General features: G+C 67.6%; 18 protein-coding genes. 8 read left to right on the top strand and 10 right to left on the bottom strand.

The window, feature by feature from the left end; all coding sequences use genetic code 11:
- Positions 1-94: 94 nt before the first annotated feature.
- From ACIA03_RS16350 to ACIA03_RS16335, 4 genes are read left to right on the top strand one after another with little or no spacing between them, the layout of a single operon-like run.
- Complete coding sequence (locus ACIA03_RS16350) at positions 95-1,363, top strand: extracellular solute-binding protein (protein WP_396984257.1); 1,269 nt, start codon at positions 95-97, stop codon at positions 1,361-1,363.
- Positions 1,364-1,400: 37 nt separating this feature from the next.
- A complete protein-coding gene (locus tag ACIA03_RS16345) occupies positions 1,401-2,399 on the top strand; it encodes a carbohydrate ABC transporter permease (RefSeq protein WP_396984255.1) in 999 nt (332 codons plus the stop codon).
- Positions 2,383-3,258: a sugar ABC transporter permease gene (locus ACIA03_RS16340; RefSeq protein ID WP_396984253.1), complete on the top strand. Its 876-nt coding sequence runs from the start codon at positions 2,383-2,385 to the stop codon at positions 3,256-3,258. Before ACIA03_RS16345 ends, ACIA03_RS16340 begins: the two co-directional genes overlap by 17 nt.
- Positions 3,259-3,273: 15 nt before the next feature.
- A complete protein-coding gene (locus tag ACIA03_RS16335) occupies positions 3,274-4,884 on the top strand; it encodes a glycoside hydrolase family 13 protein (protein ID WP_396984251.1) in 1,611 nt (536 codons plus the stop codon).
- A 106-nt stretch (positions 4,885-4,990) separates the two neighbouring features.
- On the opposite strand, the gene ACIA03_RS16330 is transcribed toward ACIA03_RS16335, so the two are convergent.
- The 7 genes from ACIA03_RS16330 to cobA form a co-directional block, all read right to left on the bottom strand.
- Positions 4,991-7,024, bottom strand: a complete 2,034-nt coding sequence (locus tag ACIA03_RS16330; RefSeq protein ID WP_396984250.1) for a hypothetical protein — start codon at positions 7,022-7,024, stop codon at positions 4,991-4,993.
- Complete coding sequence (locus tag ACIA03_RS16325; RefSeq protein WP_396984249.1) at positions 7,021-8,208, bottom strand: purine phosphorylase; 1,188 nt, start codon at positions 8,206-8,208, stop codon at positions 7,021-7,023. Before ACIA03_RS16325 ends, ACIA03_RS16330 begins: the two co-directional genes overlap by 4 nt.
- A 45-nt stretch (positions 8,209-8,253) precedes the next feature.
- On the bottom strand, positions 8,254-8,970 hold the full coding sequence (locus ACIA03_RS16320) for an NUDIX domain-containing protein (RefSeq protein ID WP_396984247.1): 717 nt from the start codon (positions 8,968-8,970) through the stop codon (positions 8,254-8,256).
- Between the two features lie 299 nt (positions 8,971-9,269).
- On the bottom strand, positions 9,270-10,073 hold the full coding sequence (locus ACIA03_RS16315; RefSeq protein WP_396984245.1) for a TrmH family RNA methyltransferase: 804 nt from the start codon (positions 10,071-10,073) through the stop codon (positions 9,270-9,272).
- Position 10,074: 1 nt separating this feature from the next.
- Positions 10,075-10,395: a helix-turn-helix domain-containing protein gene (locus ACIA03_RS16310; protein ID WP_396984243.1), complete on the bottom strand. Its 321-nt coding sequence runs from the start codon at positions 10,393-10,395 to the stop codon at positions 10,075-10,077.
- Positions 10,396-10,405: 10 nt separating this feature from the next.
- Complete coding sequence (locus ACIA03_RS16305; RefSeq protein ID WP_396984241.1) at positions 10,406-10,732, bottom strand: type II toxin-antitoxin system RelE/ParE family toxin; 327 nt, start codon at positions 10,730-10,732, stop codon at positions 10,406-10,408.
- Between the two features lie 134 nt (positions 10,733-10,866).
- The gene (cobA, locus tag ACIA03_RS16300) at positions 10,867-12,093 is read right to left on the bottom strand and encodes a uroporphyrinogen-III C-methyltransferase (protein ID WP_396984239.1); all 1,227 of its coding nucleotides are present in this window, start codon (positions 12,091-12,093) and stop codon (positions 10,867-10,869) included.
- Between the two features lie 69 nt (positions 12,094-12,162).
- Here cobA and ACIA03_RS16295 point away from each other — a divergent pair, with 69 nt between their 5' ends.
- Positions 12,163-12,690, top strand: a complete 528-nt coding sequence (locus ACIA03_RS16295) for a YbhB/YbcL family Raf kinase inhibitor-like protein (RefSeq protein WP_396984237.1) — start codon at positions 12,163-12,165, stop codon at positions 12,688-12,690.
- Positions 12,691-12,737: 47 nt separating this feature from the next.
- Here ACIA03_RS16295 and ACIA03_RS16290 read toward each other — a convergent pair whose 3' ends face one another.
- From ACIA03_RS16290 to ACIA03_RS16280, 3 genes are all read right to left on the bottom strand, one after another.
- Positions 12,738-13,400 carry a response regulator gene (locus tag ACIA03_RS16290; RefSeq protein ID WP_396984235.1) on the bottom strand — a complete coding sequence of 221 codons (663 nt, stop codon included), beginning with the start codon at positions 13,398-13,400 and terminating at the stop codon, positions 12,738-12,740.
- A gap of 81 nt (positions 13,401-13,481) precedes the next feature.
- On the bottom strand, positions 13,482-14,126 hold the full coding sequence (locus ACIA03_RS16285) for an FMN reductase (RefSeq protein WP_396984233.1): 645 nt from the start codon (positions 14,124-14,126) through the stop codon (positions 13,482-13,484).
- Positions 14,123-15,298, bottom strand: coding sequence for an LLM class flavin-dependent oxidoreductase (locus tag ACIA03_RS16280; protein ID WP_396984906.1), 1,176 nt, complete (start codon positions 15,296-15,298; stop codon positions 14,123-14,125). The genes ACIA03_RS16285 and ACIA03_RS16280 overlap by 4 nt, the downstream gene beginning before the upstream one ends.
- Before the next feature lie 138 nt (positions 15,299-15,436).
- Between ACIA03_RS16280 and ACIA03_RS16275 the strand changes: the two genes are divergently transcribed.
- From ACIA03_RS16275 to ACIA03_RS16265, 3 genes are read left to right on the top strand one after another with little or no spacing between them, the layout of a single operon-like run.
- The gene (locus ACIA03_RS16275; RefSeq protein ID WP_396984231.1) at positions 15,437-16,258 is read left to right on the top strand and encodes an ABC transporter permease; all 822 of its coding nucleotides are present in this window, start codon (positions 15,437-15,439) and stop codon (positions 16,256-16,258) included.
- Positions 16,251-17,057, top strand: a complete 807-nt coding sequence (locus tag ACIA03_RS16270) for an ABC transporter permease (RefSeq protein WP_396984229.1) — start codon at positions 16,251-16,253, stop codon at positions 17,055-17,057. The genes ACIA03_RS16275 and ACIA03_RS16270 overlap by 8 nt, the downstream gene beginning before the upstream one ends.
- Positions 17,058-17,062: 5 nt before the next feature.
- Entirely contained in the window at positions 17,063-18,010 is a 948-nt protein-coding gene (locus ACIA03_RS16265; RefSeq protein WP_396984227.1) for an ATP-binding cassette domain-containing protein, read from the top strand.
- Positions 18,011-18,022: the final 12 nt, after the last annotated feature.

Raw genomic sequence — 18,022 nt, 5'->3', positions numbered from 1 at the left:
TGCTGAAAGCCTCTTACATTCTCCTCGACGCGGGGTTACCTTCGTCACACCACCGGGCGGATTCCTCGCCCGGCCCCATATCGAAGGAGAACTCATGCGACGTGGCATCGTGGCCACCGCAGTGGCGGCATCGCTCGCCCTCGCGGCAACGGCATGTGGCGGTAGCAGCGGCGACAGCAGCGACGGCCCGGTCACCATCACCTGGTGGGACACCTCGAACGCGACCAACGAGGCGCCGACGTACAAGGCCCTCGTCAAGGACTTCGAGAAGGCCAACCCGGACATCAAGGTCAAGTACGTCAACGTGCCCTTCGACCAGGCACAGAACAAGTTCGACACCGCGGCCGGCGCCAGCGGCGCCCCGGACGTGCTCCGCGCCGAGGTCGGCTGGACCCCCGCGTTCGCCCAGAAGGGCTACCTGGCTCCCCTCGACGACACCGAGGCGCTCGAGGAGAAGGACGCCTTCCAGCCCAACCTGATCAAGCAGGCCGAGTTCGACGGCAAGACCTACGGCGTCCCGTTCGTCACCGACACCCTCGCGCTGGTCTACAACAAGGCGCTCTTCGAGAAGGCCGGCATCACCGAGGCCCCCAAGACCTGGGACGACCTGAAGACCGACGCCGCGACCATCAAGGACAAGACCGGCGTCGACGGCTACTGGGGATCGACCTCGGGCTACTACGCCACCCCGTTCCTCTACGGCGAGGGCACCAACATGGTCGACGCCGAGGGCAAGAAGATCACCATCACCTCCCCGGAGGCCAAGAAGGGCCTGACCACCTGGCAGGGCCTCTTCGACGGCGCGGGCCTGCACAAGGCGGACACCACCGCCGACGCGTACGCCCACATCCAGGACGCCTTCGTCAACGGCAAGGTCGCCGCGATCATCCAGGGTCCCTGGGAGATCACGAACTTCTACAAGGGCTCCGCGTTCCAGGACAAGAACAACCTCGGCATCGCGACCGTCCCGGCCGGCTCGACCGGCGAGGCCGGCGCCCCGACCGGCGGTCACAACCTGTCGATCTACGCCGGCTCCGACGAGGCCCACCAGGAGGCCTCGGCGACGTTCGTGAAGTTCATGACCTCGGCGGAGACCCAGTCCCAGATCGCGCTGAAGAACTCCACGCTCCCGACCCGCGACGACGCCTACACCGACGAGGTCAAGGCCGACCCGGGCATCGCCGGCTTCCAGACCGTGCTCCCGGCCGCGCAGCCGCGACCCGAGCTGCCCGAGTACTCCTCGCTGTGGGGCCCGATGGACCAGGAGCTCCCGAAGATCGCGTCCGGCGCCGAGACTCTCGACAAGGGCCTGAGCACGCTGGAGACGGCCTTCGCCGACCTGCTGCCCGACTTCTCTAAGTGACCCAGTTCCAACTGAGCCAGGAAGACCAAGTCATCTCATGACTCTGACAGCACCAGCGCCCGCCGCCGAGACCCCGCGGTCTCGGCGGCGGGCGCCCCGCCCCGTCCAGCGCGTGCGAGACTCCTACCGCCGCTACTGGTACGCCTACGCGATGGTCGCGCCCGTCGTGATCGTCCTCGGCGTGCTGGTCGGCTACCCGCTCCTGCGCGGCTTCTACCTGACCCTGACCGACGCCAACAGCCTCAACTCGGCACGCACCATCGGCGTCAACACGATCGACGCGACGTACAAGTTCATCGGTCTGGACAACTACGCCGAGATCCTGTGGGGCCCGGCGGCCTACGACCGGTTCTGGTCCCACTTCGTGTGGACCATCGTCTGGACCGTCACCTGTGTCGTCCTGCACTACGCGATCGGCCTCGGGCTGGCGATGCTCCTCAACCAGCGGCTGCGCGGGCGCGTGGCGTACCGGCTGCTGCTGATCCTGCCCTGGGCGGTCCCGACCTTCGTCACCGTCTTCGCCTGGCGGATCATGCTGGCCGACGCCGGCGTCATCAACTCGATGATCAGCACGATCGGCCTCCCCGAGCCGAGCTGGCTCGAGGACCCGACGTGGCAGCGTACGGCCGCGATCATGGTCAACACCTGGTGCGGTGTCCCGTTCATGATGCTCTCCCTGCTCGGTGGCCTGCAGTCGATCGACGAGAACCTCTACGAGGCCGCCGAGATCGACGGCGCGAGCGCCTGGCAGCGGTTCCGGCACGTCACCCTGCCGGGGCTGTCCTCGGTGAGCTCGACCGTCGTCCTGCTCGGCGTGATCTGGACCTTCAACCAGTTCGCGATCATCTTCCTGCTCTTCGGCAACACCGCGCCGGACGCGCAGATCCTGGTCACCTGGGCCTACCGGCTCGGCTTCGGGCAGCAGCCTCGCGACTTCGCCATGTCCGCGGCGTACGGCGTCCTGCTGCTCGCGATCCTGATCGTCTTCACGTCCTTCTACTACCGGTGGTTGAAACGCAATGACCAGCTCGCCTAGCACCCACGCGCCCCGCAAGCAGCGCCGACGCGGCGACCTCGGCCCGGTCGGACAGGCCGGTACGCACGTGACGCTCGCGGTGGCATCGCTGATCGCGCTGTTCCCGATCGTCTGGCTCGTCTACCTGTCCCTGGGACCGGACAAGGACGACTACCTCCACCCCGGCGGGATCTTGGCGAAGGCGACGCTGGAGAACTACTCGTTCGTGCTGACCAACACCGAGTTCTTCAACTGGCTGTGGTCGACGCTCGTGGTCGCCGGTGGCACAACCCTGTTCGGCGTGATGTCGGCGGCGACGACCGGCTACGCGGTCTCCCGGATGCGGTTCCCGGGCCACCGGCCGTTGATGTGGGTCCTGCTGCTGACGCAGGCGTTCCCGATCGCGGTGCTGATCGTGCCGATGTACGAGATCTTCTCCCGGCTGCACCTGGTCGACTCGCACCTCGGCCTGATCCTGGTCAACTGCACCACGATCGTCCCCTACTGCTCGTGGCTGCTGAAGGGCTACTTCGACACCATCCCGGTCGAGCTCGACGAGGCCGGCATGATCGACGGACTCACCCCGTTCGGTACGTTCTGGCGGCTCATCCTGCCGCTGGCTCGCCCGGGCCTGGCGGTGGCCGCGTTCTACGCCTTCATCACCGCCTTCGCGGAGGTCGCGTTCGCCTCGACGTTCCTGCTCGACGACTCGAAGTACACCTTCGCGGTCGGGCTGCAGAGCTTCGTCAGCGAGCACGACGCGCAGTGGAACCTGATGGCCGCCACCGCCGTCCTCATCGCCATCCCCGTGACCATCTTCTTCTACCTCGTCCAACGACACGTCGTCACCGGTCTGACCGCCGGCGGCGTCAAGGGCTGAAAGGTTTCTACTCCCATGAGCACCGAATGGTGGCGCGACGCCGTCATCTACCAGGTCTACCCGCGCAGCTTCGCCGACAGCGACGGCGACGGCACCGGTGACCTTCCCGGGATTCGGTCCCGCCTCCCCTACCTGCGCTCGCTGGGCGTGGATGCGGTCTGGTTGAGCCCGTTCTACGCCTCGCCGCAGGCCGACGGAGGCTATGACGTCTCCGACTACCGTGCGGTCGACCCACGCTACGGCACGCTCGACGACGCTCGCGCGCTGATCTCTGCTGCCCATGAGCTGGGGCTGAAGATCATCGCCGACATCGTCCCCAACCACTCCTCCGACCAGCACGAGTGGTTCCAGCAGGCGCTGGCGGAGGGGCCGGGCTCACCGATGCGCTCGCGCTACCACTTCCTGCCCGGACGCGGGCCGGACGGCTCGGAGCCGCCGAACGACTGGGACTCGATCTTCGGCGGTCCCGCGTGGACCCGGGTGCCCGACGGTGAGTGGTATCTCCACCTCTTCGCCCCCGAGCAGCCCGACTTCAACTGGAACTCCCCCGAGGTGCACGCGGAGTTCCTGGACATCCTGCGGTTCTGGCTCGACCTCGGCATCGACGGCTTCCGCATCGACGTCGCGCACGGTCTGGTCAAGGCCGAGGGCCTGCCGTCCATCGGCCACGCGGAGCAGCTCCACCTGCTCGGCAACGACGAGATGCCGTTCTTCGACCAGGACGGCGTCCACGAGATCTACCGTTCGTGGCGCCGGGTCCTGGCCGACTATCCCGACCGGATCTTCGTCGCCGAGGCGTGGACTCCGACGGTGGCGCGGTCGGCCAACTACGTACGCCCCGACGAGCTGCACCAGGCCTTCAACTTCGAGTACCTCGACACCGCCTGGGACGCCGCCGCGCTGCGCAAGGTCATCGACAGCTCCCTGGACGCCATGCGCCCGGTCGGCGCTCCGGCGACCTGGGTGCTGTCCAACCATGACGTCACCCGGCACGCCACCCGGTTCGCCAACCCTCCGGGGTCGGGGACCCAGATCCGGACGCCTGGTGATCGTGTGCTCGGGCTCCGGCGAGCTCGCGCGGCGACGCTGCTCATGCTCGCGCTTCCGGGATCGGCGTACGTCTACCAGGGCGAGGAGCTCGGCCTCCCCGACGTCACCGACCTGCCCGACGAGGTCCGCCAGGACCCGTCCTTCCACCGCGCCAACGGCCAGGACGGCTTCCGCGACGGCTGCCGCGTGCCGCTCCCCTGGACCCGGACGGGTTCGTCCTACGGCTTCGGTGACGGCGGCTCCTGGCTGCCCCAGCCGGAGTCGTGGGCCGAGCTGAGCGTCGAGGCCCAGACGGGCGTTGATGGTTCCACCCTCGAGCTCTACCGCTCGGCCCTGAAGATCCGTCGCGAGGTCTCCGGCCTCGGCGCCGGCGACGCGGTCGCCTGGCACGACGAAGCCCCCGCCGGGGTCCTCTGGTTCGAGCGCTCTGGTTTCGCGTGCACCGTCAACACCACCAAGGACCCCGTACGCATCGCAGCACCCGGCGACGTACTCCTCTCCTCCTCGGGCCCGGTCACCGTCACCGACGGCGCCGCCGATCTCCCCGGCGACACGACCGTGTGGTGGCAGCTCTAGCCGAGACCCCCGCCGAGGCGTCACTCCCGTCGGCCGAAACGTCAGTAATGCCGATCGAGTGGTCACTTCAGTGACCACTCGATCGGCATTCGCGCGCCTCGGCTGGCTAGGCTCGAGCGTGACGCTCGATCCACCCCTTCCCGTCGGCACCGATCCCCTCGAGCATGCGCAGAGCATGGGCGAACCCGGTGGCGTCGAGGTTGAGTTCCACGCGTTCCAGCACGGCGGGGTCAGGGTCCCTCAAAGCACTCATCTCGCCTTCCGTGAGGAGATCGTCGGACGCCTCCATGCCAACTGATGCTGATCCGAAGACGCTCTCGGTGACCCGGATCTCTCTGGGGTCTCCGTTGTTCAGCATCACAGTCAGCACTCGGCCGCCACCCACCTCTTCGGTGACCTTGACCGACGTGATGTTGTCGAGTTGAAAGTTCTCGCGCGACTCCTCCCCGAAGACCCCGTTCTTGAAGTCAAGATCAGCAGTCACTTCGCGGACGCCATCGACCGTGACCAGGTAGACCCGAAGCTGATATTTCGAATAGCGCCACGGACCGCCGTGCACGCACTGAGCGATCCCTCCCCGTGCAGGCTGGCGAATCACCGCGTGCGAGATGACGTCGGACCAATCCCACTTACCCTCGCGCAGCACCTTGTCGATCAGCACGGTGATGTCGCTGACCAACCAGGTCTCCATCTCGTGCTCGCTCGGGCGAAGATTGTCGAGTTTCTGCTTCCATCGCACAAACTCTTGTTGGCGCCGGGTCCGGAGTTGCTGCGCCTCCGTCTTGTCGTCGCGGACGCCACGAAGGACCGTGTATCCCCGGTAGCAGATCGCCGTGGCAAGAACTCCACTCAGCGCGGCACCCACCATCGCGACCTGGGCACCGAGGTCGATGAGTCGGAACAACTGCACCGCCGCGACCAACGCCACGATCGCAAGCCCAACGCACCGTGCCATCTGGAGAGGACTGACGCGGTCGCTGTCAGCGAAGTCGAAGAGCGTGCCCGCGAGATATCGCTTCCTGATGTCAATCGCGTGAAAGCGGATCAGCCATCTGATCTCGTCCACCGACGTACGCTGCTCCCGATAGGTCTCGGCGAGTTCGGCACTGAGACGTGCGCGCACCCCGGCGGTTTCCCTCAGCCATTCATTGGCGTCCATGTCCGGCGGCCGATACTTCGAGAAGTAGCGTCGGACCGTACGCCGCACCTGCGGCGCGAACTCATCGCCCTCCATCGGCGCGTCAGGGAGCCCGTCGCCGAAGTGGCGTCTGGCGAGGAGCGCGATCCGATCGGACCGATAGCGCCAGACGTACGCATCGCGCACCGCAACGGCACCAGCGGCAACCAGCACCAGGAAAGCGAAGATGGCCCCCAGATTCCCACTCACCATCGACCGCCATCCGAGCAGGGCGCTGGAGAGAATGAAGGCACCTACGCCGGCAAGTTCGGCGGGATGAACCTCCGGGCCAGAGATGTCCTCGCGCGGAGACGGCAAGCGAGGCTCTTTCGGATCGACCTCGAAGTATGTCCACGCGCGCTTGGCGCGATCATTTCCGAAGCGCTCCTCCTCGGCTCGCGCACAGGTCTTTCGCCACAGCCTGGTCTTGGTGGCTCCTGAGAGGAGCAGGTCGAGGTGCTGATTGACCTTGTCGGCCAGGTCCAGAGGCAGGTTGACGATCTCTTCCTCGACCGCTTCGACGTCACGCGCCGTAATTTCGTCGGTGTGGTCGTCGCGCCCTAGGAGCCTGATCAAGGATCCAATCGCCTGAAGGGCGCCCGTAAAGCGGTTGTCCGGGGGATAGAAGTCGAACTTCTCGACCGCTGTGTAGAGCCTGCCCCGCTCACTGTCGGTGAGGTCTCGGAACGAGCGCTTGCTGAACATCGCCAAGACCCAGTGGAATCGCACTTCAGCATTGTCGAAGTCGTGGCTCATCGCTTGGCTGATGAGGTCCTCTGCCTTGCGAGGCGCGCCGTCTTCCAGATAGCGGACGCCGACCTCATATCGCCGTTGCGGCGACGATTCCTGGGTGACGAGATAGATGGTCGAGTTGCGCACCTCGTTGGCTTGGATCCCGATGTTCGAGCCGGCGGCGGCGTAGTTGTTCGTCGACCCACTCGGGTTGGGCCAGTCCCCGTTCACAACATCCCCTGAACGTGGCTGGCCGCCGCGGCAGCCTTGGCCGCGATGTCGGTGACGTCCGACATGACACCGCCGAACTTCTTGAGTGCGCGGGCCGACTTGCGGCGCTTGCCGGGGTCCGGATCATTCGCGAGCTTCTCGGCTACGTCGAGCTCGTCGAGGGCATCCTCCATGGTGTCCGCATCAACCTGCCCAGCCACGTGTCGCTCCTGAAGCAGCATGCGCAGCTCGGCGATGATCGCACCGATGTCCTGGGTGGAACCGGAGACATTCGACCCAGTCATGTTCACGGTGCCGCCGGTGACGGTGTTGGCCTGCACCCCGACGGTGCCCGAGCTGAAGTTGAAGACCATGGCGCCGTTCCGTACGGAGCCGTTCTGGGCTGCCCTATCCGTGCCCTCGTCAACTCGAGGTGAGCTCTTCGCTGCGATCGGGCCACTCTCCAGCATCTGGACCGCGAGCTCAACAGCGAAGGCCGCCGCATGGGCCGCGGCACGCGGCTGCCAGTGCTCGTCGTTGGCCACCGTCTTGCCACCGTCCGCACGGTCGCTGATCCCGCGGACCACGCCGATCGGGACACTGTTGAGACGCCCCGCCTCAGCGATTCCGGCTCCTTCCATCTCGATGGCAGCCGTGTCGTTGTAGTGCTGACGAATCCACGCCGCCTCGCGCGATATCCGCGACTTCTGCACCACGTCTCCGGCCGCGATGGGCGCCCGCGTGACCCGCGGCGCATCACCTCCCGTCAGCATCCGCTTGGCCCAGGATTCGCTGCTGGCGACGATACGAGCGGTCTCGCTGACAGCGTGATTCAGCGGCCACACCTGCGGTCGCGCTTTGAGCCCGTCGTCCTCGCCTGCGGCGCTCTGGTAGGCATAGATCTTTGACCCGACCACAACATCACCCAGATTGACCGAGTCCTTCATCGCACCTGCGACGCCCGAGAAGAGGAGCGCCACCGGCGCATAGCGCTGAATGGCTCGCTCGGCGAGCACAGCCGCCGAACTGTTGCCGGCTTCCGTCACTCCGATCACGACTCGGCACGACGTGCCGCGTACGGTGCCGATCTCGTAGCGTGTTCCGGACTCAAGGCGCTCCGGCTCGAGGTCGGTGAGGTGCGCACGTACGGCGTTGTATTCGATATCCAGGGCGGTCAGCACGACGGCTACCCGTGGCTCAGTCATGGTGTCTCCTTGGTGTGTTTCGATCTGGTGTTGCCCGGTCTGGTGTCACTCGTTGGTTTCAGGGCGCGTGATCGGCGGATGCAGCACAGTGGCTCGGCCGGCGTGGAACAGGCGTGCAGGTCGGCCTTTGGTCGCCCGGCGCTCGGCCCCTGCAGGCTCGATGAAGCCCGACACTCCTTGGACCTTGCGATAGAAGTTGCGCGGATCGAGCTCGACTCCCCATACCGCCTCATAGACGCGCTGAAGATCAGCGATCGTGAAAGTCGGCGCGCAGAACGCCGTGGCCAGTGCGGTGTGCTCGAGCTTCGTTCGCGCCCTTTCGATGGCATCGTCGAAGATCTGCCGATGATCGAAGGCGAGCGGCACTTGGCCGGAAATGACCTCTTCGACCGACGTCCACGCGGCGCCTGCTGCGTCGGTCCCCGCAACGGGCTCGGGCAGTCCAGGCGCGATGGCCAGGTAGACCACCGACACCACGCGTCCCCTCGGGTCGCGATCCGGCTTGCCGTAGAAGCCAAGCTGCTCGATGTGCAGCCCAGTGCCATCTAGGTCGGTTTCTTCTCGCAGCTCACGCAGAGCCGCGTCATAAACGTCCTCATCAACGCGCTTGAGAAACCCTCCCGGTAGCGCTCGGGATCCTTTGAACGGCTCGTTCCCGCGCTCGATCAAGAGCACCTGGAAACGCGATCCGCGCAACGTGAGGATCACCAAGTCAACCGCCACCAGGACAGGCGGCCGCGGCCGAGACTCTTTCTCCAGCACCAAGCATCACCCACTTTTTGTCGATATGACAAAAAGAAGGCTAGTTCAAATTTGCGGCGTTCGCCCCACTTCTCCAGATCCGTGCCGGAGACCGGCACCGCGGAACCGCCCTTGGCAGCAGTGACAAGGGCATCAGCAGAACCAGTACGGTCCGGTCGCCCGCTCAGGCATGATGATCGTCGAGTTCCGGCGCGTCGGACCTGGCCGAGAGGTCATTCCCACCGGCCGAGCCGGCACCACGATGACGTCTCGGCCGACGTATGTGACGTCTCGGCCGACGCGGCTGACGTCTCGGCCGGCTAGCGGCGGGCGGTGACGTAGCAGGCGACGGCGGTGGCGGCGGCTACGTTGAGGGAGTCGATGCCGGCGGACATCGGGATGATGGCGCGGCGGTCGGCGGCCTGCTGCCAGCGCGGGGAGAGGCCGTGTCCCTCGGAGCCGAGGACGAGGGCGACCTTGTCGACACCCTCGACGGCCTTCTCGATGTCGACGGCGTCGTCGGCCAGGGTCAGGGCGACGGTGGTGAAGCCGGCGGCGGCGAGGGACGGGAGCGCTTCGTACCAGTCGGGCAGGCGGGTCCACGGCAGCGCGAAGACCGCACCCATCGCGACCTTGATGGAGCGCCGGTAGAGCGGGTCCGCGCAGCGGGGCGCCAGCAGGACGGCGTCGAACCCGAGCGCCGCGCCCGACCGGAAGATCGCGCCGACGTTGGTGTGGTCGACGATGTCTTCGAGCACCAGCACCGAACGAGCGCCGGCCAAGACCGAGTCCACCGACGGCAGCGGCCGCCGCTTCAGGGACGCCAGTGCACCACGGTGCACGTGGAACCCGGTCACCTCCTCGGCGGCCCTCTCGCTCATCACGTAGCAGGGCGCATCGGTCGTGGCGAGTACGTCGGCGAGCCCGTCGAGCCACTTCGGCGCCATCAGGAACGAGCGCGGCTCGAAGCCGCCGGTCACGGCGCGGCGTACGACCTTCTCGCCTTCCGCCAGGAAGAGTCCCTCGGACGACTCGAGGGACTTGCGCAGCTCGACATCGCGCAGATCGCGGTAGTCGGCGAGCCGGGGGTCGGCGGGGTCGGAGATCTCAATGAGTTCAGCCACGTCAGGCGACCTGCACCGAGTCCTTCATGTCTCCCGACACTTCTTCGGGGAAGGAGAGGACCAGGTGCCGGCCAAGAGCAGTCGCGACGCGTGCCAGAGTGTCGATCCGGTTGCGTGCTCCTCCGCCTTCCTCAAGCCGGGAAATGACTGACTGAGTCGTGCCCATCCGAGTGGCCAGCTCACGCTGGCTCAGTCCAGCCTCCGTACGCAGGTCGTAGATCAGCTGCCCGAGTGCAAGATCCTGCTCGACGCTCGCTCTGGCCTCGTCGGACGGGGCAGGACGCTCGGCCCGGACATCGGACCAGCGGGAGTAGTTCGCCATGGTTGCCCTCCTAGGGATAGCGCCGGGCGCATTCAGCAGCCGCCTTGCGGGCCCTGGCCACCTCACCGCGCTCATTGTCTCGTTGCTTGTGAAAGGTCGTCAGCAAGATGATCCGAGCATCGCTCGTGAATCTGTAGGTGATCCTCCGGGCGGTCGACCCGAGAGTGAAACGAAGCTCGAACAGGCCCTCTCCCAAACCCCGCGAGAGCGGCATTCGTGCGCGTGGCCCCAGATCGGCCAGCCGATCCACGATCACCATGACCCGAACCCAATCCGCGTCATTCAGAGCATCCAGCCACTTCACGACCTCATCATGAAGCTCGACCTCCATGCTCATGATCGCACCCACACGATCATCGCACAAGTGCGATGATCACACGACAGCCCACCGCCCGAACAAGGCACCAACTCCATGAGGTGACCATACGAGCCTACTCATGGCAACGAGTCGACGCCGCGCCGACCAGAGGTCTAGAACGAGTCGGGGTGGGCGACGCGGACGACCTCGCCGATGACGATGATCGCCGGAGGCTGGACGTTCTCGTCGGCCAAGGTCTTCTCGAGGGTCTCGAGGGTCGCCAGGACCGTACGCTCCGTGGGCATCGTGCCGTCGCAGATGACCGCGACGGGGGTGTCCCCGGCCCGACCACCGTCGATCAACGCCGTCGCGATCGCGGGGGCGTTCTGGACGGCCATGAGGAGCACGAGGGTGCCTGCGAGCTGAGCGACGGCGGGCCAGTTGGTCAGCGAGGTCGGGTCGCTCGGCGGGACGTGGCCGGAGATGACGGTGAACTCGTGCGCGACGCCGCGGTGGGTCACGGGGATCCCGGCGACGCCGGGCACGGTCACCGGCGAGGTCAGGCCGGGGATGACGTGGACCGGCACGCCGGCCTCGCGGCAGGCGAGCACCTCCTCGAAGCCGCGGCCGAAGATGAAGTTGTCGCCGCCCTTGAAGCGCGCGACGGCCTTCCCCTCCTTGGCCGCCTCGACGATGATCCGGTTGATCTCCTCCTGCTGGGCCGAACGACCGCGGGGAAGCTTGGCGACGTCGACCAGCTCGACGTCGGCCGGCAGCTCGGAGAGCAGCTCGCGCGGCGCCAGCCGGTCGGCGACGACGATGTCGGCCTCCATCAGGGCCTTGCGGCCGGCGACCGAGATCAGCCCCGGGTCGCCCGGACCGCCACCGACGAGGGTGACCCCGCCGACCCGCTCGCGCTCGTGCGGCGCGGCCAGCTCACCCGAGCGCAACCCGTCGAGGATCCGGTCGCGTACGCCCGCGGAGCGGCGCGGGTCGCGGTTGGCCAGCACGGCGATCGTCAGGTCGCCGTCACGCCCGGAGGCCGGGGTCCAGGCGGTGGCCTGCGTGCCGTCGTCGGAGCGTACGCAGAAGATCCGTCGCTCCTCGGCAGCGACCGAGACCTCTTCGTTGACGTCGGCGTTCTGGGTCGCAGCGATGACGTACCAGGCCTCGTCGAGCACGTCGGCCGAGAAGCGCGCCTGGTGCCAGGTGATCTCGCCCGAGCCGAGCAGCCCCTCCAGGGCCGGGGTCAGCGACGGCGAGACGACCTCGACCCGCGCCCCGGCGGCGATCAGCGCCGGCACGCGCCGCTGCGCAACCCGGCCGCCACCCACGACGACCACCCTCCGCCCCTCCAGGATGAGACCGGCGGGATAGGGAACGGCATGCTCAGAACTCATGGGTACATCCTCGCCCAACACCGCACCCAGTCCTGACAACGGGTCGATTCGCGGACTACGTTGGTGGCCATGGCACTCGATCGTCCGGTGAAGCCGGATCCCTACTCGCTCATGCCCGCCCTCCCCTCCTTCACGCTGACCAGCGAGGACGTGACCGACGGCCAGCCGTTGAAGCAGGACCAGGTCTACGACGGTGGCAACACCTCCCCGCAGCTCAGCTGGAGCGGCGCACCGGAGGGCACGAAGTCGTACGTCATCACCTGCTTCGACCCCGACGCGCCGACCCCCAGTGGCTTCTGGCACTGGGCCCTGGTCGACGTGCCCGCCGACGTGACCGAGCTCCCGGCCGGCGCCGGCGCCGGGGACGCCGAGCTCCCGGGCAAGGCGTTCCATGTCGCGACCGACTACGGCACCAAGGAGTTCGGCGGCGCCGCTCCCCCGGCCGGTGACCAGGTCCACCGCTACTACTTCGTGGTCCACGCCGTCGGCGAGGAGACGCTGGGCGTCGACGACGGGGTCACCCCGGCGGTCGTCTCCTTCAACCTGGCCTTCAAGGCCCTGGCCCGCGCCGTCCTGGTCGGCACCTACCAGCACTGAGACGTGGGAGTTCTGGGGTCACCCGGGGTGACCTCAGGACTCCCAGGTCAGCCCGAGCCCAGGTGGCTCAGCAGGGTCGGGGTTCGGCGGTGTTCGACGTCGGCCGGCAGGCCGAACGCGAGGAACATCTCGCTCAGGCACCGCTCGAACTGCCGTCTGCCGCTGAAGAGCCGGCTGATGATCGCGCGCTCGGGGAACCCCGCCTGGATCAGCCCCAGGACCTCGCTCTGCCGCATCGACAGCCGCGCCATCGCATCGGGGTCGGCGTCGGGAGACTCCGCGACCATCCGGGTGATGACCTCGGGGTCGACGACGACCTCACCCGACGCCACCCGGCCGACGACGTCGAGGAAGTGCGGGACGGTGCGTACGCGCGACTTGCGCAGGTAGCCGAGACCGCCGGTGCCGGTGCTGGTGAAGACCGAGGCGGCGTACGCCGTGTCGACCGAGTCCCCGAGGACGACGATGCCCATCTCGGGCACCTTCTCGTGCAGCCGGAGCGCCGCTCTGACGCCCTCGCCGGCGGGGCCCAGCCGGGCATCGGTGACGGCCAGCGTGGGCAGCGTGTCGGTCGTGGCCTGGACGAGCGTCTCGGCATCGCCGGCGTCGGCGACGACCTGATAGCCCCCACGCGCGAGCAGGGCCGTGAGTCCAGCACGAAGGAGAGGCGACTCGTCGGCAACGACGACGCTCGGCTCATAGCTGGGCACAACGGCTCCGCTCGGTGTTGGGGCAGCGGTCGGGACGCATTCTGTCGCAGAACCCCGCAAACCCCGTGATCCCGCGCCGAATCAGAACTCCGGCGGCCCCTCGGAGGCCCGCTTGAGCAGGGTCTCGAAGGACGTCGGGTTGGCGAACTCGTCCTCCACCGGCGTCCGGTGCGGCGCCGGGGAAGGCGCGCCACCACCCACCGCCAGCAGAGCGGCCAGCTCCGTGGCGGCACGGTCGACCCGCTTGGGGAGCTCCGGGCCACCGGCGAAGTCGTCGGTGGCGGCGAAGACCCCGGTCGGGACGACCACGGCGTGCAGGTAGGCGAAGAGCGGGCGCAGCGCGTGCTCGAGCACCAGCGAGTGCCGGGCGGTGCCGGCCGTGGCCGCGATGAGCACCGGCTTGGCGTCGAGGACGCCCTGCTCGAGCACGTCGAAGAACGTCTTGAACAGACCGGAGTAGGACGCGGAGAAGACCGGCGTCACCGCGATCACGGCATCGGCGCGCCGCACCTGGTCGATGGCCGCCTGCAGCGCCGGCTTGGCGAACCCGGTGAGCAGGTTGTCGGTCAGCTCGTGCGCCAGGCCGCGCAGCTCGATGTGCTCGACCTCCGCCTCGGCGCCCCGGGCCTGCACGGCCCGGGTCGTCGCCTCGCCGAGCATGTCGGCGAGCAGCTTGGTCGAGGACGGGACCGAGAGTCCCGCGGAGACCACCACGATCCGGGTCACAGCTCCCCCTCGAGCACCTTGGCGACCTCCGGGTCGTGGAGGTCGCGGTCGGACGAGCCGGTGGCGGAGTCGCCCTCGGCGTAGACGGTCGAGTCCTTCGCGCCGCCGGCCTTCTCCACCAGGGAGGCGTGGGTCGGGGCGTCCGGGACGCCGGGCTTGCGCAGCTTCGCGAACTCCGCGCGCAGGGTCGGCAGGATCTCGCCGTAGAGGTCGAGCTGCTCCAGCACCGTCTTCAGCGGCAGCCCGGCGTGGTCGAGCAAGAAGAGCTGGCGCTGGTAGTCACCGACGTACTCACGGAACGAGAGGGTCCGCTCGATGACCTGCTGCGGCGAGCCGACGGTCAGCGGGGTGGCCTCGCTGAAGTCCTCCAGCGAGGGGCCGTGGCCATAGACCGGGGCGTTGTCGAAGTAGGGCCGGAACTCGTTGATCGCGTCCTGGGAGTTGGGCCGCATGAAGAACTGCCCACCCAGCCCGACGATCGCCTGGTCGGCGGTGCCGTGGCCGTAGTGCTCGAAGCGCTGCCGGTAGAGCTGCACCATCTGCTTGGTGTGCGAGGCCGGCCAGAAGATGTGGTTGTGGAAGAAGCCGTCGCCATAATACGCAGCCTGTTCGGCGATCTCCGGCGAGCGGATCGAGCCGTGCCAGACGAACGGCGCGACCCCGTCCAGCGGCCGCGGCGTCGAGGTGTAGCCCTGCAGCGGCGTACGGAACCTTCCCGACCAGTCCACCACGTCCTCCGACCACAGCCGGCGCAGGAGGGCGTAGTTCTCGATCGCCAGGTTGATGCCCTGGCGGATGTCCTTGCCGAACCAGGGGTAGACCGGGCCGGTGTTGCCGCGGCCCATCATCAGGTCGACGCGACCGTCGGTGAGGTGCTGGATCTTGGCGTAGTCCTCCGCGATCAGCACCGGGTCGGTGGTGGTGATCAGCGTGGTCGCGGTGCTCAGGATGATGTTCTCGGTCTGGGCACCGATGTAGGCCAGCGTCGCGGTCGGGTTGGAGGCGATGAACGGCGGGTTGTGGTGCTCACCCGTCGCGAAGACGTCCAGGCCCACCTCCTCGGCGTGCTTGGCGATCTCGACTGTGGCCTTGATCCGCTCGTGCTCCGTCGGGGTCCTGCCCGTCGTCGGGTCCATCGTCACATCGCCGACGGTGAAGATGCCGAACTGCATACCCATGGTTCCTTGCCCCTTTCGTGGACTCTTCCACGATAGTTGAAATTCGAACTACTCGGCAAACAGTTGCTGCATCAACGTTATTCCAGGAAACCCCTTGGCGTACGCAGGCCCTCCTGTGCCAACGTACGTCAGGTGTCCGGGGCGCTGCATGCACAGCTGAGTCTGTATGCCGCGATCGCGACCAGGTCCTTCCGTCGCTACTCCACCTACACCGCGGCGACGCTCGCCGGGATCTTCACCAACTCGGTCTTCGGGATCATCCTCAGCTTCGCCTATCTGGCGCTGTGGGAGCAGAACCCGTCGGCCGGCGGTTACGGGGCCGAGCAAGCGGTCACCTTCGTCTGGATCGGGCAGGCACTGTTGATGACGATCGCGCTGTGGAACGGCGGCTCGACCGACGACCTCGCCGAGCGGATCCGCAACGGCGACATCGCCGTCGACCTCTACCGTCCGGTCAGCGTCCTCGGCTGGTATCTCGCCGCCGACCTCGGCCGAGGGCTCTACCACTTCGCCACCCGGGGCGTCGCGCCGACGATCGTCGGCGCGCTGCTGTTCGGGCTGGTCATGCCCTCCGTCGCCGGCGCGGCCGGGTTCCTGGTCAGCGTCGTCCTCGCGGTGGTGGTCAGCTTCGCCGTCCGGTTCCTCTTCGCCGCCAGCGCGTTCTGGCTCCTGGACGCGACCGGCCCGCGAGTGCTGCTGAGCGTGCTGGCCACCTTCTTCAGCGGGTTGACCCTGCCGCTCAACCTCTTCCCCGACGGCCTGCGCCAGGTCGCGCTGGCGCTGCCGTTCGCCTCCTACATCCAGACCCCGGCCGACATCTGGCTGGGCCGCCACACCGGGCTCGACATGCTCGCCGCGATCGGGCTGCAGGTCGTGTGGGCGGTCGTGCTGCTGGGGACGTGCGCGCTCGTGCTGCGCGCCGCGACCCGGAAGGTGGTGGTCCAGGGTGGTTGAGGTCGCGCATGCGGTGCGCTCCTACTGGCTCATCGCGCTGCTCTGGATCCGGGCGGCGATGGCCTATCCGGTCTCGTTCTGGACGATGACGGTCGGTGGCGTGCTGATCACGTTCCTCGACTTCGTCGCGATCTGGCTGATGTTCAGCCACCTCGACACCTACGGCGGCTTCACGCTGCGCGAGGTCGCCCTGTTCTACGGGGTCACCTCGATCGCGTTCCGGGTCGCCGACATGCTGGTCGGGAGCGTGGAGAAGATCGGCCGATACGTACGCAGCGGGGACCTGGACGCGATGATGACCAAACCCGTCCCGGTGCTGGTGCAGCTGTGCGCCGACCGGTTCGAGCTGCGCCGGCTCGGCCAGATCGCGCAGAGCGTCGCGGTGTTCGCGTGGGCGGCGCCGATCGTGGACTGGTCACCGCAGCGTCTGGCCGTGCTCGCGATGGCGCTCCTCTCGGGCGTGGTCATCTACTTCTGCATGTTCGTGGCCTTCTCGACGATCCAGTTCTGGACCACCGACGCCTCGGAGTTCGCCAACGCCTTCACCTACGGCGGCAACACGATCATGCAGTACCCGATGACGATCTTCCCGCGCGAGGTCGTCCGCTCGCTCACCTACCTGCTGCCGCTGGCGTTCGTGAACTGGTATCCGTGCCTGTTCCTGCTCGGCCTCCACGACCCGTTCGGCGCACCGGGCTGGTTCCGCTTCGCCTCGCCCCTGGCCGCCCTGGTGCTGGTCGGCGTCACCACGCTGGTGTGGCGTCAGGGGCTCCGTCGCTACCGATCCACAGGGAGCTGATCTCGTTGTCGTTGATCGAGGTGCGGGACCTGTCCCGCGAGTTCACGATCCGCAAGCGTGCGGGTGTGTTGAGACGTACGTCGGTGGTGAAGCACGCCGTGCACGACCTCTCCTTCGAGATCGACGCCGGCGAGATGGTCGGCTACATCGGCCCCAACGGCGCCGGGAAGTCGACGACCATCAAGATGCTCACCGGCATCCTGGTGCCCTCCGGCGGGTCGGCACGGGTGGCCGGACTGGAGCCCGCACGCCAGCGCCGGGAGCTGGCCCGGCGGATCGGGGTGGTCTTCGGGCAGCGTACGTCGCTGTGGTGGGACCTCCCGCTGCGCGACTCCTTCGAGCTGCTGCGCCGGATCTACCGGATCCCCGACGAGACCTTCCGCCGCAACCTCGACGACCACGTCGCGCTCCTCGACCTCGGCGACCTGATGGACACCCCCGTGCGACAGCTGAGCCTGGGACAGCGGATGCGCGGCGACATCGCCGCCGCCCTGCTCCACGACCCCGAGATCCTCTACCTCGACGAGCCCACGATCGGTCTCGACGTGATCTCCAAGGGACGGCTGCGGGAGTTCCTGCGCGCCCTCAACCACGAGCGCGGCACGACCCTGATGTTGACCACCCACGACCTGCAGGACATCGAGGCGCTGTGCGACCGGGTCATCGTGATCGACCACGGCACCGCCGTCTTCGACGGCCCGCTGTCCTCGCTGCGCCTGAACGGCGACGCCTCCCGCACGCTCGTCGTCGACCTCGTCGACGAGGCGCCGGCGATCGCCGTCGAGGGTGCTCAGGTGGTGAAGGTCGAGGGTCCGCGCCAGTGGCTCTCGTTCCCGGCCGGCGCCTCCGCCGCTCCCCTGGTGGCGCAGGTCGCGGCCGCGTACGACGTCGCCGATCTGTCCATCCACGAGCCCGCGATCGAGGACGTCATCCGACAGCTCTACTCGCGCTGACTGACCCCCGGC

This window comes from Nocardioides sp. NPDC051685 (genome assembly GCF_044453405.1).
Taxonomy (GTDB): Bacteria; Actinomycetota; Actinomycetes; order Propionibacteriales; family Nocardioidaceae; genus Nocardioides.
This window is presented reverse-complemented; position numbering and strand designations above follow the sequence as displayed.

Excerpts from the sequence above, each read along its gene's own strand:
- ACIA03_RS16305 (WP_396984241.1), bottom strand. The coding sequence starts at position 10,732 with ATGAGCATGGAGGTCGAGCTTCATGATGAGGTCGTGAAGTGGCTGGAT.
- ACIA03_RS16345 (WP_396984255.1), top strand. The coding sequence starts at position 1,401 with ATGACTCTGACAGCACCAGCGCCCGCCGCCGAGACCCCGCGGTCTCGG.
- ACIA03_RS16295 (WP_396984237.1), top strand. The coding sequence starts at position 12,163 with ATGGCACTCGATCGTCCGGTGAAGCCGGATCCCTACTCGCTCATGCCC.
- ACIA03_RS16280 (WP_396984906.1), bottom strand. The coding sequence starts at position 15,298 with ATGCAGTTCGGCATCTTCACCGTCGGCGATGTGACGATGGACCCGACG.
- cobA (WP_396984239.1), bottom strand. The coding sequence starts at position 12,093 with ATGAGTTCTGAGCATGCCGTTCCCTATCCCGCCGGTCTCATCCTGGAG.
- ACIA03_RS16310 (WP_396984243.1), bottom strand. The coding sequence starts at position 10,395 with ATGGCGAACTACTCCCGCTGGTCCGATGTCCGGGCCGAGCGTCCTGCC.
- ACIA03_RS16335 (WP_396984251.1), top strand. The coding sequence starts at position 3,274 with ATGAGCACCGAATGGTGGCGCGACGCCGTCATCTACCAGGTCTACCCG.
- ACIA03_RS16350 (WP_396984257.1), top strand. The coding sequence starts at position 95 with ATGCGACGTGGCATCGTGGCCACCGCAGTGGCGGCATCGCTCGCCCTC.
- ACIA03_RS16325 (WP_396984249.1), bottom strand. The coding sequence starts at position 8,208 with ATGACTGAGCCACGGGTAGCCGTCGTGCTGACCGCCCTGGATATCGAA.
- ACIA03_RS16340 (WP_396984253.1), top strand. The coding sequence starts at position 2,383 with ATGACCAGCTCGCCTAGCACCCACGCGCCCCGCAAGCAGCGCCGACGC.